We start from the raw sequence: 21,242 nt of genomic DNA on the forward strand, positions 1-21,242 counted from the left end.
CATGGGAGCGGAGAACCGATGACTGGCGAGCCTTCCCCTAAACCAACGTTTGCCGGAAGACATGGTTACTTCTGACGGTGCGGTACCTAACCTGCAGTACAGCCAGAAATGACGATGCTCGATACAATGCGAGGGACTATGGCATCTAAATAAAGGGGATTTTTATGCTGATCGGGTATGTAAGGGTGTCAACAAATGACCAGAACACCGCGCTGCAAAGAAACGCACTGGAAAGCGCAGGATGTGAACAAATATTTGAAGACAAAATAAGCGGCACAAAAGCGGAGAGGCCGGGGCTTAAGCGTTTATTACGAACCTTATCGGAGGGTGATACGCTGGTTGTCTGGAAGCTTGATCGTCTCGGGCGGAGCATGCGCCACCTGGTGACCATGATCGAAGAGCTACGCAATCGCGGTGTTAACTTCCGCAGCCTGACAGACAGCATTGATACCTCAACACCTATGGGGCGCTTTTTCTTTCACGTCATGGGGGCGCTGGCAGAAATGGAGAGAGAGTTAATCGTTGAGCGCACCCGCGCCGGTTTGGTTGCAGCTCGTGCAGAAGGAAGGATAGGCGGGAGGCGACCAAAACTGACAAAGCAGCAATGGGAACAGGCGGGAAGACTGATAGCCGCAGGGGAGAAACGACAGCGGGTGGCTATTATTTTTGATGTCGGAATGTCGACGCTTTATAAAAAGTTCCCTTCAGCAAGAAGGGAACATGAAGGGGCTTAAGGCATCACTAAAACAGACCGTTGAGCGAGTCTTTCACCTGGTTTATCGCATTATTTGCACTCGTCTTTAACCCGGCCAGGGCATCGCTGACGGTCGAGCTTTGCAGCTTCTCCCTGTAATCCGCATCGACACGGCTCAGGCTGAGGGTAAATTCGATTTTTTTTGGATTCCCAAATCGGTCGAACTCGGACTTGCCCCGCTCCAGACGTGTTAAAACGTACATACCATAAATACGCCCCGTACCCTCAATAAGGGGCCATGGGCGCCCTGCGTAGCCGATAGTTTCAAGGGCTGACAGCGAGAGATTTCCACCGGTGATTTCCGGGTAAAGGACGCCTGACAGCGTTATATTGTCATCACCAGCGCCAATGTACTGCCAGCCAGCTGACTGGTTAACCCGCTCGTTTTTTACGTGCCTCCACTCCTGCGAGTGCTGGAGTTGCTGGTAAGGGGTGGTGCGCAGCATAAAAACGAACATTCCAAAAACCATCATCATAATCGTCACCTAATCTCTGTCGCGGAAAGAACCACGGTTAATTCTGCCGGTGCTGGCCATTGCATCACGCACAACATTGCGCATCATTCTTTCCAGCTCCTGATCCGTGCGCTTACCAACATCATTAAAGGTAATGTTAAAAATTGGGGCGCCGCCGGTCGGAGCGATAACGGGAGCTGATACCGGGGCCTGTGTGGCTGCTGTCGCTGAAATAATGCCGCCAGCTGCGGGCGTAGCCACTCGCGGTACTGATTGCGGTGTAACGCGCGCTTCCTGATATGCGCCACGCAAAGCCAGAGCACGCGGCAGGTTTTTGAAAATAATGTCACCCGGCCCGACTTTCTTGGTGTTGTCAGCGGTTGCTTTTGTATTGTCTGCGATGCTTTGCAGACGTCGTTGCGTACCGGTATTTCCTGACAGCGGCGAGGCCGCAGGTGGTGCGCCGGTAGTAACTGGCGACTCTGCTTTTTTGGGGGCGACTTTAGCCATATCACCGGCAAGGAAAGCCACTTTATCCTGAAGGAGGGCGGAGCGTTGCGCATCTTCAATTTTCTTGCGCGCCCTCTTTGCTTCATCGGGTAATACACCAAGTTTTTCAAGTATCCAGCCCAGGGTATCAAGAAGCATCTTGGCTGGGGTCAGGACGAGATTTATTGCACCGCCGAGCACGTTACCGAAGATCTCACCAGCGCTTGTGCATTTATCAAGCGTCTCCTTGCTGGTCTGCACTGGAGATAAGAGGTTCGTAAACCACTGCCAGACGGATTTAACCCCATTGCTGATCATGTCAAAGATGGGAGAAAAGGTGGCAAAGGTATCCCTGAGAGGGGAAATCGCCTGCATGATTCCGGTAAACATACCGAGGAAAAACGCCTTAATGGGTTCCCAGTATCGCCAGATTAGCAATCCCGCAGCGACAAATGCGGCGCCAATCAGGCCTATTGGACTGAGTAAGAAAGATAAAGCCCCACCAAGAATAGATACCGCACCGGTGATCATGCCCCAGATTGCTGGCAAGCCAGTGAGGCGCAACAGCAACATGCCAATGTTTTTAGTCAGCGATCCCAAAAGTACGCTAGGAGACAGGAATGCGGTAAGCAGACCAGAGCGAACGGCAGGGAGAATAGCTGAAATTCTTCCCAGGTTAGGGGCGATACCTGACAGTACGACGGACCATCCTCTGACGTTCGCCATAGCCGGGCCCGCGACAGTGCTGAGAGTGCGAAAAGCTGCAATGGTACCGAGTAGCCCGCGACCACCGGTCAGCAGTGAAAAACCGAGCTGAAGTTTGGTGAGGGGGCCAATAAGAATACCCATCGCCAGTGACGCAGCGCCAATTGCCGCAACCAGTGCGAGTGCTCCACCGACAACCAGAATGATTGTTTGTGTCAGGCGGGGGTTTTCTTTTACCCAGGTGCTGGCAGCGGTGATCATATCGCTAAGCCCCTGAGCGAGAGAGCGCAGAGGGCCGTCGGCAGTCTCCTCAACCTGAATGCGGAAACCCTCCCATGCGCTGTCCAGGTTTTTCAGATCACCGCTGAGGTTGTCAGCCATGACCTTCGCTGCCTTCTGAGCTTCACCCTGAGAGCCGCGCAAATCGGCAAGGAGTTTTTGCAGCTCACCGCTACCAGCCGATCTAACCAGCGCCTGAAATGACTTTGCTGCTTCCTCACCTGCTATGTCTTTGAAGAATGACAGCTGGTCTGTGTCACCGTACTTTTTGATAGATTTATAAATATCAGACAGGACCACTTCGGCCGGTCGCATTTTTCCGGTGGCATCGGCAACAGAAACGCCCAATTCTTTCAGGGCTGCCTGAGCTTTACCTGTTGGCGCGGCCAGGCGCGAGAAGGTGGTTTGCAGTCCCGTACCTGCAATACTGCCGCGCAGGCCAACGTTCGCCATTACACCGATCATGGCGGTTGTGCGTTCAACATCAACGCCAAGACCGGCCATCCCGGTTCCTGCATACTTCATCGCCTCACCGATGTTCATTAAATCGGTGTTGGTACGGGTAAATGCTGCGGTCAAAACATCACTGACCCGATCCATTTCCTTTGGATCGAGACGGAACTGCGAAAGAATGTTGGAGCTGATGTCGGCACTTTCACCAAGATCCATGCCGCCGGCCAGCGCCATATTCAGAACGCCGGGCAATGCCGCCTGAATAGCTTCTGGGGTAAAGCCAGCCATTGCAAGAAACGCCTGCCCGCTGGCTGCATCGCGTGAGGTGAATGCGGTTTCTGCACCGAGTTTTTTAGCCTGCGCGCGCAGATCTCCCATTTGAGAAGAGTCTTTATTAAGGCGGGTTAATGCCTGGACGCGTGACATTTCCTCATCGAAACCAATCGCAGGCGCCAGGAATGATCCGCCAGCATAGCCCGCAGCAGCAGTGCCAAGCATCATCCCCATGCCTGCCCCGCGAAGTTTGCCCGCAGTCTCTTTGGCCCGGTCGTATCTGGCCTGGGCTTTTTGGGTAGCGGCCAGCTGGCGACGTTCGCGCTCAAGCGTCTGGTTGTATTGCTCCGTACGCCTGATGGCACTTTGGATGGCGCCGCTGCCGGTGGTGAGGTTAACTCCATGCTGGCGCACTGCCTGCGCAGCTGTGCGTAGCTGCGTCGTTTGCCTGCCGTAGGTTTCAGTCAGCCGGGAAAGTTTGGTGCGAAGTGACTCAAGTCGCGCCGTCTGGGCTTCAGTAAGCTGGCCGCCTTCGCGTTGTTTCTGGTTGAGACCGTCAAAGGCCCGCTGGGTGCGTTTCAGCTTCTGCGCAGTGTCATTGGCTTGCGAGCGCAGCTTATCAAATGACGTTGCGCTTTTTTCCAGGTCTTTGATGGAGGACTGTGTTTTTTTGAGGGAGTCGGAAAGGCCGCCAATGGCTTTACTGGCGGCGCTGACCGGGCGGGTGAGCTTGTCAATTGCACTGAACGCAACGCGAATACTAAGATCCATCGTCGTCATCCTCCTTCTCATGGTTACCGCTTCTGATGGCCGCCCGTTCGCGCCAGGCCATCAGCTCGCGCAACTCCATGCTGTGCATTTCGGAGGGCGGCCAGTGAAATATCACAGCGATGTCGGCGATCAGATCGTCGACATCACTGAATACTGCCTCTCTTACTTGCTCGCCGTCGCCGCCTCGCCCGGTGCGGAAGGCGCCGCTTTCGTCAAAAAAGGCGTAATTTCTTCGCACAGCGCCGTAAAGTCGCCGGTCGCCATTGAGGAAATATCAGTGGTTGTCAGCTGAGGCGCGGTGACGCGTGTCAGCAGAGTTGATACCGCGTCATAGTCGAAGTTGAGAACATCAACCAGCCGCAGCCCGCGCAGTGAGCCAGCCTGCTTGATTGTGTCGGTGATTGCGACGGATTTGATTTCCTGGTCGCCGCGTTTAATGGGTTGGCTGAGAGTTACTGACATTATATTTTCTCCGGGCGGCCAGGCTGGCCGCCATTGGTGGTGGTTAAAAAATGATTACTGGCCGAGACCCAGGGCGGACGCAATGCGGTCCGGGTAGAGACTCTTGCCGTTGCGCTTGTAGATGAAGTTCAGCAGGTCGATTTCCAGCAAAGGCTTGTCATCCACGGAGAGCTTGTAATACGTATTTTTGAGCGCATAAGTATGGCTGGTGTCATCACCCTGCTTGGCTTCGCCCTGGTCAACTTCGGTAATACGTCCGCGCATCTCGACCTCAAGCAGGGAACTTGTTCCACCGCTGTAGATCTCACCGACAAAGCGCGTGCGTAGTTCGTCAATGTCCCCGCCCCATTTCAGGATCAGCTCTTCGACCATGCCGCCAACAACCATTGATGCATCCAGTGCACCTGAATCAAGGCCGAGGTCGACAGCAGCGGAGCCAAGCATCCCGCCACCCTGGTAATCTTCCGTTTTACGGGTAATTTTGGGGAGCGTGACGCTGGGGATTTTCCCGATGTAATTGTCACCATCGACAAACATCGTGAACAGGCGGAGTTTCTTCGGAATAGCCATTTATGCACCTCCCAGCGATGCAAAGGCTGGTTCGTAATACTGATCGGTAAACGTCTGGATCAGCGTCAAGTTTTCCAGCGGTGGTACGGGGCTGTAGTTGTAGCGAACAACGGCTTTACCCTGGCGAATACCGGTGGTCGGGTTATCGACAATATCAAACCAGCATGCAGCACCAATCAGTTTGCCAGCAGTGACCAGCGCCTGAAGTTTGGCATTGATCCCACTCACGACGTCTTTGACGTTAGCCGGGGTAAGCGGTTTGTCCACGGTGGTGAACTGTGCTTCCGCAATGCTGTCCGCCAGAATTTGGGCCGTACGGGTAAACACCTCGAAAATATACTCTTCGGTGTCGGTGGTGCGGTTCCCCCAGAACCGGAAGCCGTCGCGTTTGATCAGCGTGGTAATCTCGTTGGCGTTCAGCTCGTTAGCGTCGGAGTCCTCCGCCTGTAACGCCCAGAACACGTCTTTGGATATACCCAGGACGTTTTTCACCGCAACGTTAGAAAGTGACTTGTGCCAGCCCTGCTCATTGTCAATCAGTGCCCGCAGGCCAAGCGCATAGGCAACAGCCGGGAATTCTTCATTAACGCCGGTCTGCGGGTTGTAGGCGATGAAGTTAGGCCAAATCATCATCCCTTCACGTTCGGCAAACTGCTCGCGGTAGGTTTTCGCTTCGGCAATAGTCTCGCAGCTATCGCAGTAACTGTAAGAGAATGCACGCAGCTGCTTCGCAATTACGCGCAGCTGTGCGGTTACTTCCTGCGTGTCGTACATCGGAATGCCGAGGATGCGAGGGCGATAACCGGTTTTCTGCTCTGCGGTCAGCAGGGCAAACATCCCGGTATAGCTTCCGTCAGCCTGTGTGCCACCGATAATGAGCTGGGATTGAGTTTTGGCATTTTCTCCTTCCTTTGCTTCGGCGACACGAACAACAATTACACGTGTGCTGACCTGGTCGGAAATAGCCTTGAGAGATTTATAAAGTGAGCCTGTTTTGCCCGCCTTACCCAGCACGCTAATCACGCGAGTGATCAGGACTGGCGTATCAAGTGGAAAGGTGAGGGGATCGGCGTCATCGGCCACCGCAACCAGACCAATGACCGTTGAATCAATGTCATTGATCGCGGTCTGGAGGTCGGTGTTTTCTTTGGTGCGCGCCCCGTGGAAAAAGTTGTCGGTCATACTCTACCGCCATCATGTTTAGTGAGTTCATGGTGATATTCGCTGAATTCCGGGCGGCAGACACGTTGCGATGGATGTAGCAGAAAGGCGACAACAAAAGGCTGTTTGTCCTATCGCGCGCGCATGGAAATATTTGCGGGAGGAGAAAGCGATGGCACTGACAACTGACGCAATAGAGAGCGCAAAAAGCCTGCTGAATGCAGGTGCTGAGAAATTCAAAAATTATCCTGGCGACCTGTCACGTGTGCCAGCGTTTAACGTCATGCTTGGCGGCAAGGCGCTGATCATGCTGGATGAGAAAATACTCTCCTTAGAATTAACAGATAACAGGGGCTTTAATGCTGATGAACTGACTATCACTGTTGATGACAGCCAGGGAGATATTGAGTTACCGCCACGTGGCGCTGAATTATCGGTAGCGATAGGCTGGCAGGGAGAAAAACTGGTACACAAAGGGATTTTCATCGTGGATGAAATTGCGCACTCAGGGCCGCCGGACCGTATCGAGATTACGGCCAGAAGTGCAGATTTCCGCGATGAATTTAACGTTAAGCGGGAGGTGTCGTGGCATGACGTTACAGTAGAGCGCATCGTCTCTGCTATAGCTCACCGGTACAAACTTAAACCCCTTATCTCAGAGCAACTGATGTCCGCCGAGATCGATCATGCAGATCAGACGCAGGAAAGCGATATGTCGTTTCTGACGCGCATGGCGGAAATGCTGGGCGCTATTGCAACTGTGAAAAATGGTTACCTGCTCTTCATCCTGCCTGGTGGCGGTGTCAGCGCAAACGGCAGAGCGTTGCCGGAGTTTTCCATCACGCGCAGCAGCGGAGACCGCCATTCTTTCCGGATTGCAGATCGCGACGCATACACTGGCGTGCAGGCGTACTGGCTTGATATGGAATTCGGGAAAAAGAAAAAGGTCACTGTTAAAAAGCGGAAGAAAACCGCAGACAAAAAGCCGCGCAGCAGCAGCCGGGAAGGGGACTATATTGCCGGTGAAGATGGTAACGTTTTTGTACTCCGTACGACGTACAGCAGTGAGATGGCCGCACAACGTGCAGCAGCTGCAAAATGGCAACAACTCCAGCGCGGAGCTGCTGAGTTCTCTTTAACCCTGGCTTACGGGCGCGCGGATCTGTATCCGGAGATGCACGGAACGGTAACAGAGTTCAAAGACGTCATTGACGGCCAGGACTGGATAATAGCGAAGGCAAGCCACACTATTGACGATGGTGGGTTTAAAACACGTCTGGAGCTGGAAGCAAAAATACCTGAATGGATTGCAGAAACCGAATCATAGCGGCCATAATATGAGCGAGTTCAACTCCCGCCATGGGAGGCCATTATGTTTAAGTGTCCTGTTTGTGGTGCCGTCGCTCGTACGCGCACCAGTCGCCCTCTTAGTGAAATGACAGTCCGGCATTATCACCAGTGCCAGAATTTCGAATGCAGTATTACGTTTACTACGCTCAACAGCGTTGAGAAACTGGTAACCAAACGCGCCCCCCGCGAAAAGTTACCGGCTGATTTCATCCCATCAGATGCCTTCCCCGCTTCGCATTATGGAAGCAGTCAACTCAGCCTCGCAGTATGAAGAAAACCCCGCATTTGCGGGGTTTTGCTTGAGAAGCAATCAGCAGAAAATGATAATTACCGCTCTTACCAATGGAAGTGGGGAACGAAAATGAGAAAAACCATGGTTTTACTGGCATTAATCGGGCTCGTAGGGTGTAAGCCTAGTGTTGATAAGGCTATTGAACTGGCGCAGAAAGAGGTTGCCGCGGATACAAGAGATCCAGATAGCGCAAAATTTCGATATATGCGTTTTGTGCAAACAGAAGAAACAAAAGATGGTGAGGTTAAGGGGATCGTATGCGGGCAGCTGAATGCGAAAAATGGGTTTGGGGCTTACGCTGGTTTTTCTCCCTTCCTGGTCGAAATAAACATGGTTCCTAAGGGCGCATTCTCAAAGGGTGTAACCTACTCAATCTTAAGAAAAGAAATTTACACAGGTTTAGATAGAACGACGCCAAAAGATTACGAGAAATTGTGCGGCCCAGAAGAGTCGGCCGCACAATAGAAGGCCACTGTTACAGTGGCATTTAAATGTCGATATGGTCACAGTGTGGACACTGTCTGATAAAAATCCTTTTTTATCAGTTGGATGGCAGCAAGCTTGGCGCACCATCCCTGTCTTCCCCCACATGATGTGGGGGTTTTTTTTATCAGGCACTTAGAAAAAATCCCTTATAAATCAATCCTCATTGCAACAGCCATAAGCAGTTACAAGAAGGATATAGCGCTACGGGTGTAGACAAGATGTAGACAACATTGTCACACCATCAGCCCGCCGCCAAGAGGGTTTAACGTTACTGCGTGTTGCAGGTAATCAGGTGCAAGGTGAGCATAAACCATCGTCTGTTGTATGCTGGCGTGCCCCAGAATTTGCTGTAACGCAATAATGTTCCCCCCGTTCATCATGAACCAGCTTGCGAACGTATGTCTAAGCACATGCGTGGCCTGCCCGCGTGGTAAGTCAGGCTTAACCAGCCTGAGCCGTTCGCAGAAGTTTTCATAGTCAACTTTGAACAGTGGCCCGGTGTCGCTGGTCTTGATCTCTTTCTCCAGTTCTTCCGATATCGGCACCGTGCGCTTTTTCCCATTTTTGGTCTTAAGGAACGTCACACGCCCGTGATTAACCTGCTCACCTCGCAGCGTGCTACCTTCACCCCAGCGTGCGCCAGTGCTGAGGCATAGCAGTGCTACACGTCGATCGTCGCCGGTCAGAGTATCCAGCAATTTGCTGATCTCTGATTTGGCGAGATAAGTCATAGCTGGCGGCGCTTCTTTCAGTGGTTCCAGACCCTTACAGGGGTTTTCCTTTCTGAACTCTTCCAGCTTTATCAACGTGCTGAACATCCCGGACAAACGGTAAATATCCCGGTTGATCGTTGCTGCGCTGATACCGTCTTCCAGCCGTTGGCTTCGGTGCTGTGCAATCATTCGCTTGTTCAGTCGGTTAACGGCTGGATCACCAAGCGCCCTGATTGTTTTATTCAGGTGCCGCTTTTCAATCTCGCCATTTTCCTGAGTCTGTCCATATAGCAGCCACCAGGTATCTAACAACTCGCTTAAGGTGCGGCGGTCAACGCTCGCGCCCAGCCATTCTTTTTTGTCGGCGTTGGCTAATACATAACGCTCAAAAAGAACTGCCTCTTGTTTCTTCTCAAATCGCCTGCGGATACGTTTTCCGTTACGTCCGCGCGGCCATACGTCCACTTCATATTGACCACCTTCGAGCTTCTTAATCGACATAAGAAAGCCCTCCGGCGTTTTTTTCCCCATCCTGATAACAGATAGTGAAAATGTAATGTTTATAAACAGTTAACCAGTTTGTTTCTCGGAGCGGTCTGATCCAGTTGACTCTGGCCCAATGTGTGCGAGGGCCGGTGCGATTTGACCAGCTTGAGGGGCGGTCTTATCAGTCATAAGCCAGAGCGTGTATTTTGCGAAACGTGAATGCTGAGTGATCTTAAGCAAGATATCGCTACCAATACTCTCCACTCTTCCTGTCTCGTAATACTTCTGCGTGCCAGCAGGTATTCCAGTTAATTCAAAGAATTGCTGCCTTGTTAACCCCTCCGCATCCCTGATAGCTCTGATTTTTTCACCCACGCCGCTTGACGGGGTAGGGATCTCTACCATAACATTCTCCTTAAGGGTGGTAATCTCTACCATGAGCAACCGCCAATATAAGCAGTTACAAGCCGAAATAAGCGCCTAGCGCCGATGGGGATTATGACACATGACAGAGAAAGAGTTAGAGGGGTTCATTGAAGTGCGTCACGCCGTTGACGCGGTTCCATACCCTAAATTTGCCGAGTTAATCGGTAAGAAGCCCGCCACGGTTAAGAGCATGATTGAAGACGGTAAGTTGCCGATCATCCCGTGGAAGAACCCGGAAAGCCTGGGCGCCCGCGCTGAGAACTGGATCTATATTCCTGAGTTCAACCGCGCAATGCGTGACGCCTATTACAACCGTCCGAGAGAACAGCGCGACGCGTGGTTGTTGTGGATCGGTCTTTGAGGTTATCGCGATGAGCCAGAAAACAGCCAACCACGAAAACCGGGTGCGTGAATGTAACGACATTCTGGGTAATGACTCCAACTTACTGATAGTGTTTTATGTTCAGATAATGCCCGATGACCTTGTCATGCAGCTCCACCGATTTTGAGAACGACAGTGACTTCCGTCCCAGCCTTGCCAGATGTTGTCTCAGATTCAGGTTATGCCGCTCAATTCGCTGAGTGTAACGCTTGCTGATTACGTGCAGCTTTCCCTTCAGGCGGGATTCATACAGCGGCCAGCCATCCGTCATCCATACCACGACCTCAAAGGCCGACAGCAGGCTCAGAAGACGCTCCAGTGTGGCCAGAGTGCGTTCACCGAAGACGTGCGCCACAACCGTCCTCCGTATCCTGTCATACGCGTAAAACAGCCAGCGCTGACGTGATTTAGCACCGACGTAGCCCCACTGTTCGTCCATTTCCGCGCAGACGATGACGTCACTGCCCGGCTGTATGCGCGAGGTTACCGACTGCGGCCTGAGTTTTTTAAGTGACGTAAAATCGTGTTGAGGCCAACGCCCATAATGCGGGCGGTTGCCCGGCATCCAACACCATTCATGGCCATATCAATGATTTTCTGGTGCGTACCGGGTTGAGAAGCGGTGTAAGTGAACTGCAGTTGCCATGTTTTACGGCAGTGAGAGCAGAGATAGCGCTGATGTCCGGCAGTACTTTTACCGTTACGCACCACGCCTTCAGTAGCTGAGCAGGAGGGACAACTGATGGAGATGGAAGCCACGGGAGCACCTCAAAAACACCATCGTACACTAAATCAGTAAGTTGGCACCATTACCACATTCTGGACACCCATTTAAAAGATATGCAAACGGGCTTCATGATTCGCACCAATAGCGGCGAGTTCATGATCAGGGATAAAAAGCTGATTAAGGAAATAACCAAAGACGTGGCCCGCCATGTTGATGGTGAATTGCTTAAGCTGGGAATGTGAGGGCGATATGTTCAATCCACTGAATAAAAGCTACACGGCAGTTATCAACCCTTTTTCTGATAACAATACCTATGATGTGCCGACATATATAAAGCCGGGCACTAAAGTAACGGTTGCCATTGATTCGCGTGAGCAGGAAATATCTATTCTTGCTGCTTACGATTACGGCATTGAAGCACTGAACGAAGAAGGGCGCGAGCAATTAAACCGTTTAATTGCTGATCTTAAAGTGGCTATCACAGGAAGATGATATGAGCCAGTTAGTGCAATTAAGCCGCCACTCTTATTTATATCGTGGCTTCACGATTCAAAAGTGCCCGCGTAATCCATTTACGTTTAAGCACTCTTATCGTATTTCCAGCAATGGCGATTATTACGGGCGTGACTTTGCTTTAGCGGAAGCCATGCGCACGGTTGATCAGATGTATAAGCAAGGGGGCAGTAATGCACGATGAAGGCCCATCACTGGCAAGCCTGCTTAAGCACGGGTGCCAGGTCACGCACTTCAAGAACTCACGCGGCTGGCTGGAAACGCCGGACGGAAGATTTTTTAAACCCGAACCGGCGAAGGTTCAATTTATCAAAGGTAAAAATAAACCGTTTATTTATACCCAAAGAATAAATAAAGGCTTCCTGCTTACACTGGCTGAATTATTTAAAAAGCTAATTAAGTAATTCGGTTTTAAAAAAATCAACTATGTTTTCTCCGCCTTTTTATTAAGTGGCGGCGGTTCAACTCATTCTTTTTTTGAGGAAGAGATTATGACCAGACGTGATCAATATAGCTTCATTTTGCATGTTCTTTTACCTGCTATCGAAAATGAAGGCTTAACCATTAAAACCCGCCGTGATGGTGAGTTAACCCTTTCTGCCACTGGATCAGTAACCACTAATTTTATCAGCAACCTGCGCCAGCACTGCATTGAAGAATTGCAGCGCCCTTCCATTCCTTCTTCTCCTTACGGTTATTTATAAATAGAGGTCTTTTATATGAGTAACGTAGCGAAACTTCAATTAGGTTTTTCACCGCTGACTAAAAAAATCCAGTTGGCAAAGATGCGCGATGATGGGGAAGGGCGCCGCCTTCGCGTTGGTAGTGATCCTGGTCGTGATGTGACTAACGAAGCTGCGCAATTAGTTTGGCAGTTGGTTATGTCTGAGGGAGGGGAAATCGGCTGGAACCTGTCGGACGGTAGCCGCATGGTTTTGAAAGCTGAGAAAGTGGGGCACGCATCATGAGCAGCCCTATTATTCGCCCGTTCATCAAATGGGCAGGGGGTAAAACCCGTGTCCTTCCTGACCTGCTGCCGCACCTTCCTAAAGCCGACTGCCTGATCGAACCGTTCGTAGGCGGCGCATCGGTATTTCTGGCGACTGAGTACCGCCGCTATGTGCTGGCTGATATCAACCCGGATCTTATTAACCTTTATCGGGAAGTCACCCGTTACCCGGACTTAGTGATCGATGCGGCCCGCGAACTGTTCAACAGCAAGAACAGCCCGCAGGGGTACAACGAAGTCCGCGCCGCGTTCAATAAGCAGGTATGTACGGTAAAAAGCGGTGGGTTGCGTTATGGCGTCGAAATGGCGCGCATCATGCGTGCTGCTCAATTCCTGTATCTGAACCGCCACGGTTATAACGGCTTATGCCGTTACAGCCGTAAGACCGGCTTTAACGTGCCGTTTGGCAAGTATAAGAGCGTCTACTTTCCTGAAAATGAAATCCGCCTGTTTGCCGAAAAGGCCAACGATACAAAGGCAATATTTCTTTGCGCGCCGTTCCAGCGTTCTCTACAGGTCGTCACGGGTGGCGATGTTCTCGTTTACTGCGATCCGCCTTACCTGCCTGAAAGCAAAACAGCCGATTTTACCCAATACCACACCGAACCATTCACGGAAGACAACCACCGCCAGTTAGTCCAGGCACTGCTGGAAGTTAACCGTAAGCATGGCGTGAAGGTTGTCATTTCCAACAGCGACACCGAAGCCACCCGCGCGATTTATCAGCCTTTCAAGATGCACGAAATCAGCGTGCAACGTTCCGTCAGCACTGACAAAGACAACCGCCAGAAGGCCAAAGAAGTGATCGGCGTGCTGCCTGTCTGCGACTGCTGCGGGCGTTACGGCGGCGGTTGCCCTGATTGTGGCGCCGTGATGGGTGATGCGACTTACAACGCGATGGTTGCGGCAGGCACGTTTGACGATCTGGAGGCGTTTTAATGAATCTTGTAGACGCCTGGATCGTTGAAATCATAAGCGTGAGTCGTGGCGAGATTGTGCCGTATTGGTTGGTTGAGGCGAAAGTAACAGCTTATGGAAGGGAGTCAATAACCACAATTCTGAAGAAATCAGAAGAGGAAGCCAAAGCCGTTAAAGTAGGGGATGTAGTTCAAATATGACCACGGCAACCCGTGGCCGTCGCGCCCCTTCTCCACCTCCACCGTATCCGGGCAGCACTGACAATGCTATCCCTTACGCTTATGGCGGGAACAAACCATACCAGCCGATTGGCGTTGATGTAGCGCCGGGGCTGGATGGTTTCGACTATCTCACGCCGGACGGCACGCGTAAGCATATTGCGTTCAGTGAACTGGTAGCGGAGGACGAAAAGCCGGAACGCAGTAAGCTGCTGCGTCGCCGTCTGGCTTCTCTTCCGCAATATGTCCGCCGCCACTTTGCAGCGAAGCTTGATGCGCTGGATGTGAAAGACCGCAAAGCGGCAGATCACTGGCTGCTTAACACCTTTGAGCGCCACGTATTAACGCGTATTGATAGCGTGAACAGTGTTTACCAGCCTGATACTGTGATGCCAGGCATTCTGCTGCCAATTCGCGATCAGCTTTTCCGTATGCTCTGGGCAGGGAAAAAAGAGTTAAAAAGACTGGCTTATACGCTTGCCGATATCTTTACGAGCGAGTTTATACGCGAGTCCGATCACCAGTTGGTGCGCACCGGCGATCCTGAGTTCGCGGCGCTTTCTGGCTATGGCCGTATTGCATCGCTGGCAGTGCATCTGAAAACGCCGATCCCCGGTTGGACAGCTTATTGCAATGAAGAACTTGAAGCGGAGGACGCGTTACGCGCAGTTCTCCGTCTTGAGTCACCGCAGTGGTGGTTAAACCGCCTGCGCCGTATCCATGCCCGGTGGCGTGAGCATTTGATGATCGCAGCGGGATACGTCCAGAAAAAATCCTCCCCATACAGTAGCGCCCCGTGCCTTACGGAATGGCTGGCCCAGAAAAAAGCTAACCGTGAATACCTCAAGGCTATGGAACTGGAAGACCAGGACACGGGCGAGCGCATTTCGCTGATCGATAAAGTCGCCGGCAGTGTTGCCAATCCGGCCAACCGTCGCCGCGAACTCATGACGAGAATGCGCGGATTTGAAGATCTGGCGAAGCTGGAAGGGCTGGCCGGTGACTTCTACACGCTGACAGCGCCTTCCCGCTATCACGCTATGCAGCATAACGGGCGCCGTAATAACAAATACTGTGGCGCGTCGCCGCGTGAGACACAGCAATATCTTTGCAAAGTCTGGGCGAGAACCCGCGCCGCATGGAAGAGAAAAGGGATCCGCGTCTTTGGTTTCCGCGTGGTCGAACCGCACCACGATGCAACGCCACACTGGCATTTGCTTCTTTTTATGCGCCCGGAATGCGTCGAGCAGGCGCGCGAAATCTTCCGTAAATATGCCCTGAAAGAAGACGGCAACGAACCGGGAGCGCAGGAAAACCGCTTTCAGGTCGTGCCGATCGACGATGCCCACGGCAGCGCAACTGGCTACATAGCGAAATACATTTCGAAGAATATCGACGGCTTCGCGCTGGATGGTGAGAAGGACGACGAAACCGGGGAAGACCTGAAAGAAATGTCACTCCGCGTTAGCGCGTGGGCATCGCGCTGGGCTATTCGTCAGTTTCAGCAGATCGGCGGTGCGCCGGTCACGGTATATCGCGAACTTCGCCGCTTGGGCGATCGCGAACTGGTGTTACACCCTGAACTGGAAACCGCCCGGCAGGCCGCTAACGGTGGCGAATGGGATAACTACGTATTAGCCCAGGGTGGCCCGTTGGTTGAGCGCGATAAGCTGCGCATCCGTCTGAATTATGAAACCACTGAAAACGGCAACGCCTACGGCGATAACGTCCAGCGAATCACTGGTATTTACTGCCCGATTACGGGCAATGACTCTTTGATCTTCACCCGCACCACTCAATACAAAATCGTGCCGAAGCGCCAGAGCGCTGACGGTGTGGCCGTTGACGTTGGTTTTTCAGGCGGCAACGCCGCCCCTCGGAGTTCTGTCAATAACTGTACGCGGGATCCCGCGACAGGTGCAGACGGTCTTGAACATGCCGATCACGAAGTGGGAGAGACGGTGAATTTTGATGCTCTTTCACGGCAAGAAAAGCGGGAACTGGCGCAGCGGTTAAGTGACGATGTACGCGCCAAGCGGAAAACGCGGCCACCGGAACGGGAAGACGGGGCCGGGCTATCCGTGAAAGAGCAGCAGATTAGTGAACTGCTGGCGCTACGTGGGATTGATGCCAGCGCCGGAATGGTCAGATCGATGATGGCCGGTGCGTCAGTGGCGTGCGGCGATCTTGTTATGACCGTGCAGGACGGGCGGCTGGTATCGCGCAACCGCGCCGCGTCGGGGCTGGATAAGCTGCCGTCGCAAGTGATGGCGGCGAAGCAAAAAACAAGCGATCTTGTGAACAGGATGAAAGCAGCATTTTCGCGGAACTAAGCCGATATAAGACGCTCTAAGAAGCAATTACCCATTTTCCACACAACCGAAATAGTTATGACTTTCGCCGTTTTCTGCTTATAGTGTGCGCGCTTTTGTGTCATAACTAAGCTAATAATAAATGGCATTTCGCTTACACACGCAGTTAGGAGGCTCTTATGACGAACCATAATCAGATGAGTCAGATATATTCTAAATTCGGCCGGGCCGGGTTTAATCTCTCTTACATCCGCAGGTTGTTGCCTGACTGGTGGGATGAGAAGCTTGCTGACACCCCATCAGGGCGCCAGTATGCGTGCCTGCACCTTGCGCGTATGTTTAGCATTCTCCCGGATAGCCTGAAAGATGGTAGCGAAGGGGTATGCTTTAACTTTGGTGGAAACCATAAATATAAACATCGCCAAAATGTAGCCGAGAACGATTTAGATATCGCTACTGCTGTTGCCTATACTGCGGCCGGTATTGTCGCGTCTAATTTTAAAGTCCCTTACGATGCCAGTGCAGTGCTGGATCCTTTGGCGATACGAACCCAGATTCTTACTAAGGAATCATGGGTGTCGCTAGATAGCCTGGTAACATACTGTCATTCGATTGGCATTCCTGTTGTTTATCTAAAATGCTTCCCTCAAGCTGCCAAAAAAATGGCCGGGCTGGCGCTAATGAGTCATGGGCGCCCGGTGATTGTTCTTACTCAGCCTCAGAAATACGGCTATATGCTGTTTGATCTCGCGCATGAGTTAGGCCATATCGCCAGAGGGCATCTGAACGCAGAAAACGGGCAGTGCCATATTGATGCAAAAATTGAGAATGCTTCGACGGACAACGTAGAGAAAGAAGCCAACGAGTTCGCCTTCCAGGTCATTTCGGGGCAGAAGTCTTTACGTATTGTTCCTACCGCTGGCAGGTTGAATGGGCCAGGCTTGGCTCGCGCGGCTCAAAAGTTTGGAAGTGATAATCACATTGACCCAACTCACATCGCTTTAAATTATGGTTTCGCGCAGAACTGCTGGGGCGTTGCTGTTAACGCTGTTAAATCACTCTGCGCTGGTGAAGACTCAGATCAGGATTTTGTGAGGGCCATGATGAAAAGCGGGATGGATTTAGAAAATATTCACGAAGATGATCTTAAGGTTTTAGAAAATCTAATCGGGGAATAATAAGTGATTGTTCTTTCTGACAATGATGTCATTTTGAAGCTGGCCCAGTGCAATCTGTTATCACAACTGCCAGTGGTTTTTAATCAACCCCCCGAACAGATCTTCATTAACCCTGCTGCTCGTTTTCAGCTTCTGCCAAAAAATCCTGATAAAGCAATCAGGAAGTGTGGTAGTCAGGTTGTTTACGAGCAGGTGGGTGCCTTCATCGAATCTGTGCAGGATATCCCGGAAGTTCAGGACTCACAGCTTATTGAGCTTTTGGGGAGTGTGCCCGGAATTGATGTAGGCGAACAGCTATTGCTTGCATCGTGCATAGAGAACCCGGAAGCCATCTTCATGACAGGTGATCGCCGCTGTTTGAATGCAATTGTTGCAAACCAACCAGCCCTTGCCGTAGTGCATCAGCGCTTATTGGATGCCGTTGTTACATTTGAGTCGTCACTTTTGCTATGTGTCCACGGTACAGATCGGGCTCAAGTTTATGAAAATTTGGTGAGTAATCCTAAACCTGACGGCATGTTGAAATTGGCTCTTTCAAACGCAGGCGCTGCAATGTGCGAATGTATTTTTTCCCATACTCGTGAGTTTTACGATTACCTTGCCTTCAAAGATCGACTTCCTGATCGGGAGTGGGGAAGATAAAAAATTAAGGGCTAACAAAGCCCTTTTTTATTGCGTAAAAAACAATGCAAAAAATTGCACGTAAATGCACAAAAATTTCGGCATTCGTATTGTCAGTGCAGACCAGACGGGGCGGGCCTTCCGGTGGTCTGCACATTTGCACAAAAAAGCGGGGTTTCTGCGTGCGGGCGAGGCGGGGGAATGAGCGCGCGCTGAGGGGTGGGATAGGGTCGGTATTATCTGCGCCGATTTTCGCGCCGCTGCGCCTCGCTGCTGCGTCGTTTTCGGTTCGCCGTGGTGGTTTTAGGCAAAAGAAAAGCCCCTGCCAGCGGGCTGCTGAGGGGCTTACGTGCGGTGTGGTCAGTTGCGGCCGTGCTGGCCGTTCCACGGTGGTGGTGGGTGTGTCCGGGCTGGCGTCAGATTGCTGCCTGCAACAGTGCGTAAGGGTTGAAGCGCACCACGTCGATCCCCAGCCAGTCGTTTAATTCTTTCAGGCTTTCTTGTATCGGGGCCAGTTCGTTGATGGAAAACACCTTTGCCGCTTTCTCTACGTCGCCGAAGCCACCGGAGTTATTCGGCATTACCCCCATCAGAACGGGCGGCACGCGGTGCGCGGCTAACAGGTCGTCGCGGGTGGCGTCTTTGATGCCGGTAAACTCATCCTTCGCCGCCACCTGGCTGAACGGCATAATTTGCAGGCCGTCTTTTTTCCCGCCCGCCGCGTAGACAAACAGGTTTTTAAAAGCACCGTTGCCACGTGCATCTTTCAGCGACTTCTTAAGCTTTTCCACATCGTTATTATTCGCCACCGGGTCAGTGAGGTAGACGATCACCCCCGCATGACTGCCGTTAATGTAGTAGTTGCGGCGGAACACCGTTGCTTCACCGTTCAGCATGGCGCTTTGTAGCGCGGCCAGATATTCCGGCGCGCCGTAGATCTCCTGGTGCGGGCTGGGGTTCTTGATCTGGCAGACGCTGCCCGGTTCGAACGCGTGATCGTCAACGTAGCGTGGAACAAACCAGAATTGAGCCGGGTCTATGCCGCGCCGCGTATATTTCGCCTGGCTGTGCCGCAGTTCAATCGGCTGGCCGAGTCGGTTGCGGCGGCATTCCATGTAACAGTTACCGAAAATTAAATAATCCTGCACCCAGGCGGTGAACTCCTGCCGGGTTAGCAGCGGGTGCGGTATGTAGCAACTGGCGATAACATTACGCTTAAATATCAGTGGTGACTGGTGGTATGCGGCAACGTCGAACATGCGCGCCAGTCCGTAGGGGCTGATCGGTGGTTCATACCAGCGGCCATTGTTATGGCATTCGAGACACTCCATAAGAGACGCGCGATCGTTGACTGCGATCGGGTCGCCAAAGCTGAAAGATTCCACGCTTTCCAGCGGGGTGGCTGCGTTGCTGGCCGTGCTGGCTGGCGCAGCAGTTGGCGCCCTGAATTTCTTTTTGCCGCTCAATTAAAACTCCTCCACAAAACTGCCGTTATCGCCGGTCACTTCCGCGCCGATTGGTTCGTTGTAAATGCCCTGCATAGTTGCCCATGCCAGATCGCCGTGATTGCTGCCACGGGCGCGATCAGACTGGTAAGTAATAACGCCGCCTGCGGTGACTTTACGCACGGTCATAAACGACTGTGCGAGATCCATCATTCCTGCGTCGAACTCAAAGCGCCCGGCACGAATGACCATCAACATTTTGAGCACCATCGACCGCTTAAGAACCGGTGAATAGTTGTATTTAACCGCCTGCGGGAAGAACTTGATCACCAGTTGATAAACCGCATCGCCGATCCCCGTGCCGTCGATAGCAATGTGCTGCACGTTGTAGCGGGTGGTGATCTCTTTAATAAATTTGGCCTGCTCTTCGTACTCCATGCCGCGTAACTGGTGGCGTTCTACCGCGCGGAACTTACCACCCGGCACGGCTGGCGGGGCCAGCACAACCAGCCCGGCGCTGTCGCCTTTGCCGCTGCTGCCGTTGGGGTCATAGCTAACCCAGACAGGGCGATTACCCAGCGGGCGGGGTGCAAACGGGTTCCAGTCCGGCCATGCGTCCGGCATGTAGCCATCAACGCCGCAGCCCAGAATTGCGTTGTAGTCGAAGGCGCGTTCCCCTGCTTTAACGAAGGTACATCCGTACAGGTTGGCGTATTCATCAAGGGAGTTTTCGCTACGGATTTCATCAATATCAACCCGATCGAAACCGAGCTTCATTGCGTCTTCCAGCGTGACTATCTGGCGCCAGATGTTATCCCCGCATAGCTTGCCGTTTTTCAATGCTTTATGACTGGTGTCGATATCCACCCGATCGGAACGGCGGCGGTGTTTATTGAACTGCTCGCCAGTCCAGAAAGGATAGGCTTCATGTTCTTCACTGGAAGGCGTCGAAAAATAGGTGCGGCGCAGCCCTTTTTGCGTCGCCATGCCTGCGGCCACTGAACGCAGTTTGATGAAGTTACTAATCCAGAAGGCTTCATCCAGGTACAGATCGCCGGTGTAGCTCTGTGCCGACGCGGCGGAGGTGCCGAGAAAATACAGGATCGCACCGTTGCTTAACTCAATGGCATCACCGCCCTTAAGTTCTACTCCTATTTCCCTTGCCAGCTTCTGAATGAACCGCTTGAACTGGAACGCCTGGGCGCGGCTGGCTGACAGGAATATCTGGTTATTTCCGGTTTCCAGCGCACGCAACAGCGCTTCGCGTGCAAAGTACCAGGTGGCACCAATCTGGCGCGATTTGAGGATAAAGCGGTTACGCCGGTTCCACTGTTTGAACCAGCGTTTTTGATGCTCGTATAGCGAATCAAAGATCAGGGCGCGAAGCTGGGTTATCTGTTCTTCGGTGAAATGGTTTTTCGGGGTCTTTGCCTTCTTCTCTTTCTCCTGGTCGCGTCGCTCATGCCGTTCAAAGCGGTCAAGCTGGCGCGCCAGCAGGTCAATTTCTTTGAAGTCCTTCGGTGTTTTGTCGTCCTTTTCCACCAGGCGCAGGTAACGAACGTGCGTGCGATCCTGCACCCGCTGCATGGGGGTGGCTTTATCCCACTCATAGCGGCGGCGCCAACTGTAGATCGTGTTAATGCTCACCCCGATTTCCTTAGAAATCTGAGTGATGCTAAACGCCTGCCAGTAGAGGCTTTTGGCTTTTGTGCTGAGGTCTTCGGCTGTATTCATGGCAACAGGCTATCGCGCTCGCGCGCGCAACAATATCGCCGCTGGTTGTCGCCTGAGTCC

The 21,242-nt window shown here is 52.3% G+C and carries 26 protein-coding genes; 15 read left to right on the top strand and 11 right to left on the bottom strand.

Annotated features, from left to right (window positions below):
* Window positions 1-164: 164 nt before the first annotated feature.
* Window positions 165-734, top strand: coding sequence for a recombinase family protein (locus AC0XWG_RS07640; protein WP_163219479.1), 570 nt, complete (start codon window positions 165-167; stop codon window positions 732-734).
* 7 nt (window positions 735-741) lie between these two features.
* Here AC0XWG_RS07640 and AC0XWG_RS07645 read toward each other — a convergent pair whose 3' ends face one another.
* The 6 genes from AC0XWG_RS07645 to AC0XWG_RS07670 are packed head-to-tail and all read right to left on the bottom strand — an operon-like array spanning window position 742 to window position 6,393.
* Entirely contained in the window at window positions 742-1,230 is a 489-nt protein-coding gene (locus AC0XWG_RS07645) for a phage tail protein (protein WP_023307196.1), read from the bottom strand.
* A gap of 9 nt (window positions 1,231-1,239) precedes the next feature.
* Window positions 1,240-4,179 (bottom strand): phage tail tape measure protein, encoded by a 2,940-nt coding sequence (locus AC0XWG_RS07650; protein WP_475680513.1) that lies wholly within the window; start codon window positions 4,177-4,179, stop codon window positions 1,240-1,242.
* Window positions 4,169-4,312, bottom strand: coding sequence for a GpE family phage tail protein (locus AC0XWG_RS07655; protein WP_039268621.1), 144 nt, complete (start codon window positions 4,310-4,312; stop codon window positions 4,169-4,171). The genes AC0XWG_RS07650 and AC0XWG_RS07655 overlap by 11 nt, the downstream gene beginning before the upstream one ends.
* 29 nt (window positions 4,313-4,341) lie before the next feature.
* Entirely contained in the window at window positions 4,342-4,641 is a 300-nt protein-coding gene (locus AC0XWG_RS07660; protein WP_268047041.1) for a phage tail assembly protein, read from the bottom strand.
* 54 nt (window positions 4,642-4,695) lie between these two features.
* On the bottom strand, window positions 4,696-5,211 hold the full coding sequence (locus AC0XWG_RS07665; protein ID WP_010835090.1) for a phage major tail tube protein: 516 nt from the start codon (window positions 5,209-5,211) through the stop codon (window positions 4,696-4,698).
* Window positions 5,212-6,393, bottom strand: coding sequence for a phage tail sheath subtilisin-like domain-containing protein (locus AC0XWG_RS07670; RefSeq protein ID WP_023307193.1), 1,182 nt, complete (start codon window positions 6,391-6,393; stop codon window positions 5,212-5,214).
* A gap of 151 nt (window positions 6,394-6,544) precedes the next feature.
* Here AC0XWG_RS07670 and AC0XWG_RS07675 point away from each other — a divergent pair, with 151 nt between their 5' ends.
* From AC0XWG_RS07675 to AC0XWG_RS07685, 3 genes are all read left to right on the top strand, one after another.
* On the top strand, window positions 6,545-7,699 hold the full coding sequence (locus AC0XWG_RS07675; protein WP_038253283.1) for a phage late control D family protein: 1,155 nt from the start codon (window positions 6,545-6,547) through the stop codon (window positions 7,697-7,699).
* A 45-nt stretch (window positions 7,700-7,744) separates the two neighbouring features.
* Window positions 7,745-7,993, top strand: coding sequence for an Ogr/Delta-like zinc finger protein (locus tag AC0XWG_RS07680; RefSeq protein WP_063452938.1), 249 nt, complete (start codon window positions 7,745-7,747; stop codon window positions 7,991-7,993).
* A gap of 90 nt (window positions 7,994-8,083) precedes the next feature.
* Window positions 8,084-8,479: a hypothetical protein gene (locus tag AC0XWG_RS07685; protein WP_038253280.1), complete on the top strand. Its 396-nt coding sequence runs from the start codon at window positions 8,084-8,086 to the stop codon at window positions 8,477-8,479.
* Between the two features lie 254 nt (window positions 8,480-8,733).
* Here the strand turns inward: AC0XWG_RS07685 and AC0XWG_RS07690 are convergent, their stop codons facing one another.
* Window positions 8,734-9,714: a phage integrase gene (locus AC0XWG_RS07690; RefSeq protein WP_023276977.1), complete on the bottom strand. Its 981-nt coding sequence runs from the start codon at window positions 9,712-9,714 to the stop codon at window positions 8,734-8,736.
* Window positions 9,715-9,783: 69 nt separating this feature from the next.
* Window positions 9,784-10,104: a helix-turn-helix domain-containing protein gene (locus AC0XWG_RS07695; RefSeq protein WP_000229411.1), complete on the bottom strand. Its 321-nt coding sequence runs from the start codon at window positions 10,102-10,104 to the stop codon at window positions 9,784-9,786.
* 100 nt (window positions 10,105-10,204) lie between these two features.
* Between AC0XWG_RS07695 and AC0XWG_RS07700 the strand changes: the two genes are divergently transcribed.
* Entirely contained in the window at window positions 10,205-10,486 is a 282-nt protein-coding gene (locus AC0XWG_RS07700) for a Cox family DNA-binding protein (RefSeq protein ID WP_021312625.1), read from the top strand.
* 82 nt (window positions 10,487-10,568) lie between these two features.
* Here the strand turns inward: AC0XWG_RS07700 and AC0XWG_RS07705 are convergent.
* Window positions 10,569-11,266, bottom strand: a protein-coding gene (locus AC0XWG_RS07705; RefSeq protein ID WP_223216367.1) for an IS1 family transposase whose coding sequence is annotated in 2 segments (ribosomal slippage) — window positions 10,569-11,017 and window positions 11,017-11,266 — 699 coding nt in all. Because the reading frame shifts where the segments join, the coding sequence is not laid out codon by codon here.
* 217 nt (window positions 11,267-11,483) lie between these two features.
* Here AC0XWG_RS07705 and AC0XWG_RS07710 point away from each other — a divergent pair.
* The 10 genes from AC0XWG_RS07710 to AC0XWG_RS07755 all read left to right on the top strand — a co-directional run bounded on the left by AC0XWG_RS07710 (window position 11,484) and on the right by AC0XWG_RS07755 (window position 18,024).
* Complete coding sequence (locus tag AC0XWG_RS07710; protein ID WP_032654195.1) at window positions 11,484-11,726, top strand: hypothetical protein; 243 nt, start codon at window positions 11,484-11,486, stop codon at window positions 11,724-11,726.
* Window position 11,727: 1 nt separating this feature from the next.
* Window positions 11,728-11,931: a DUF4761 family protein gene (locus AC0XWG_RS07715; RefSeq protein WP_032654192.1), complete on the top strand. Its 204-nt coding sequence runs from the start codon at window positions 11,728-11,730 to the stop codon at window positions 11,929-11,931.
* Complete coding sequence (locus AC0XWG_RS07720; RefSeq protein WP_016246743.1) at window positions 11,921-12,151, top strand: phage filamentation protein Fil family protein; 231 nt, start codon at window positions 11,921-11,923, stop codon at window positions 12,149-12,151. Before AC0XWG_RS07715 ends, AC0XWG_RS07720 begins: the two co-directional genes overlap by 11 nt.
* 87 nt (window positions 12,152-12,238) lie before the next feature.
* Window positions 12,239-12,451 (top strand): PH domain-containing protein, encoded by a 213-nt coding sequence (locus tag AC0XWG_RS07725; RefSeq protein ID WP_060707430.1) that lies wholly within the window; start codon window positions 12,239-12,241, stop codon window positions 12,449-12,451.
* A gap of 15 nt (window positions 12,452-12,466) precedes the next feature.
* Window positions 12,467-12,715: a DUF7446 family protein gene (locus AC0XWG_RS07730; protein ID WP_060707431.1), complete on the top strand. Its 249-nt coding sequence runs from the start codon at window positions 12,467-12,469 to the stop codon at window positions 12,713-12,715.
* A gap of 8 nt (window positions 12,716-12,723) precedes the next feature.
* Window positions 12,724-13,695 (top strand): DNA adenine methylase, encoded by a 972-nt coding sequence (locus AC0XWG_RS07735; protein ID WP_060707433.1) that lies wholly within the window; start codon window positions 12,724-12,726, stop codon window positions 13,693-13,695.
* A complete protein-coding gene (locus AC0XWG_RS07740; protein WP_016246746.1) occupies window positions 13,695-13,874 on the top strand; it encodes a hypothetical protein in 180 nt (59 codons plus the stop codon). Before AC0XWG_RS07735 ends, AC0XWG_RS07740 begins: the two co-directional genes overlap by 1 nt.
* Window positions 13,871-16,225: a replication endonuclease gene (locus AC0XWG_RS07745; RefSeq protein ID WP_096148089.1), complete on the top strand. Its 2,355-nt coding sequence runs from the start codon at window positions 13,871-13,873 to the stop codon at window positions 16,223-16,225. Before AC0XWG_RS07740 ends, AC0XWG_RS07745 begins: the two co-directional genes overlap by 4 nt.
* A 158-nt stretch (window positions 16,226-16,383) precedes the next feature.
* A complete protein-coding gene (locus AC0XWG_RS07750) occupies window positions 16,384-17,382 on the top strand; it encodes an ImmA/IrrE family metallo-endopeptidase (protein WP_052929074.1) in 999 nt (332 codons plus the stop codon).
* Between the two features lie 3 nt (window positions 17,383-17,385).
* Entirely contained in the window at window positions 17,386-18,024 is a 639-nt protein-coding gene (locus tag AC0XWG_RS07755; RefSeq protein ID WP_064106679.1) for a hypothetical protein, read from the top strand.
* Between the two features lie 395 nt (window positions 18,025-18,419).
* Here the strand turns inward: AC0XWG_RS07755 and AC0XWG_RS07760 are convergent, their stop codons facing one another.
* Together AC0XWG_RS07760 and AC0XWG_RS07765 are read right to left on the bottom strand one after the other, a co-directional pair.
* Window positions 18,420-19,469 carry a phage portal protein gene (locus tag AC0XWG_RS07760; protein WP_000014576.1) on the bottom strand — a complete coding sequence of 350 codons (1,050 nt, stop codon included), beginning with the start codon at window positions 19,467-19,469 and terminating at the stop codon, window positions 18,420-18,422.
* Window positions 19,470-21,182: a terminase large subunit domain-containing protein gene (locus tag AC0XWG_RS07765; RefSeq protein ID WP_032654170.1), complete on the bottom strand. Its 1,713-nt coding sequence runs from the start codon at window positions 21,180-21,182 to the stop codon at window positions 19,470-19,472.
* Between the last annotated feature and the right edge of the window lie 60 nt (window positions 21,183-21,242).

This window comes from Enterobacter sp. DVT3837 (genome assembly GCF_056238685.1).

What these genes read in the sequence shown, in the direction of transcription:
- AC0XWG_RS07715 (WP_032654192.1), top strand. Translation starts at nt 11,728, where the DNA reads ATGAGCCAGTTAGTGCAATTAAGCCGCCACTCTTATTTATATCGTGGC.
- AC0XWG_RS07650 (WP_475680513.1), bottom strand. Translation starts at nt 4,179, where the DNA reads ATGGATCTTAGTATTCGCGTTGCGTTCAGTGCAATTGACAAGCTCACC.
- AC0XWG_RS07645 (WP_023307196.1), bottom strand. Translation starts at nt 1,230, where the DNA reads ATGATGATGGTTTTTGGAATGTTCGTTTTTATGCTGCGCACCACCCCT.
- AC0XWG_RS07720 (WP_016246743.1), top strand. Translation starts at nt 11,921, where the DNA reads ATGCACGATGAAGGCCCATCACTGGCAAGCCTGCTTAAGCACGGGTGC.
- AC0XWG_RS07675 (WP_038253283.1), top strand. Translation starts at nt 6,545, where the DNA reads ATGGCACTGACAACTGACGCAATAGAGAGCGCAAAAAGCCTGCTGAAT.
- AC0XWG_RS07665 (WP_010835090.1), bottom strand. Translation starts at nt 5,211, where the DNA reads ATGGCTATTCCGAAGAAACTCCGCCTGTTCACGATGTTTGTCGATGGT.
- AC0XWG_RS07640 (WP_163219479.1), top strand. Translation starts at nt 165, where the DNA reads ATGCTGATCGGGTATGTAAGGGTGTCAACAAATGACCAGAACACCGCG.
- AC0XWG_RS07765 (WP_032654170.1), bottom strand. Translation starts at nt 21,182, where the DNA reads ATGAATACAGCCGAAGACCTCAGCACAAAAGCCAAAAGCCTCTACTGG.
- AC0XWG_RS07745 (WP_096148089.1), top strand. Translation starts at nt 13,871, where the DNA reads ATGACCACGGCAACCCGTGGCCGTCGCGCCCCTTCTCCACCTCCACCG.
- AC0XWG_RS07690 (WP_023276977.1), bottom strand. Translation starts at nt 9,714, where the DNA reads ATGTCGATTAAGAAGCTCGAAGGTGGTCAATATGAAGTGGACGTATGG.
- AC0XWG_RS07730 (WP_060707431.1), top strand. Translation starts at nt 12,467, where the DNA reads ATGAGTAACGTAGCGAAACTTCAATTAGGTTTTTCACCGCTGACTAAA.
- AC0XWG_RS07710 (WP_032654195.1), top strand. Translation starts at nt 11,484, where the DNA reads ATGTTCAATCCACTGAATAAAAGCTACACGGCAGTTATCAACCCTTTT.
- AC0XWG_RS07740 (WP_016246746.1), top strand. Translation starts at nt 13,695, where the DNA reads ATGAATCTTGTAGACGCCTGGATCGTTGAAATCATAAGCGTGAGTCGT.
- AC0XWG_RS07680 (WP_063452938.1), top strand. Translation starts at nt 7,745, where the DNA reads ATGTTTAAGTGTCCTGTTTGTGGTGCCGTCGCTCGTACGCGCACCAGT.
- AC0XWG_RS07695 (WP_000229411.1), bottom strand. Translation starts at nt 10,104, where the DNA reads ATGGTAGAGATCCCTACCCCGTCAAGCGGCGTGGGTGAAAAAATCAGA.
- AC0XWG_RS07670 (WP_023307193.1), bottom strand. Translation starts at nt 6,393, where the DNA reads ATGACCGACAACTTTTTCCACGGGGCGCGCACCAAAGAAAACACCGAC.
- AC0XWG_RS07685 (WP_038253280.1), top strand. Translation starts at nt 8,084, where the DNA reads ATGAGAAAAACCATGGTTTTACTGGCATTAATCGGGCTCGTAGGGTGT.
- AC0XWG_RS07700 (WP_021312625.1), top strand. Translation starts at nt 10,205, where the DNA reads ATGACAGAGAAAGAGTTAGAGGGGTTCATTGAAGTGCGTCACGCCGTT.
- AC0XWG_RS07725 (WP_060707430.1), top strand. Translation starts at nt 12,239, where the DNA reads ATGACCAGACGTGATCAATATAGCTTCATTTTGCATGTTCTTTTACCT.
- AC0XWG_RS07660 (WP_268047041.1), bottom strand. Translation starts at nt 4,641, where the DNA reads ATGTCAGTAACTCTCAGCCAACCCATTAAACGCGGCGACCAGGAAATC.
- AC0XWG_RS07750 (WP_052929074.1), top strand. Translation starts at nt 16,384, where the DNA reads ATGACGAACCATAATCAGATGAGTCAGATATATTCTAAATTCGGCCGG.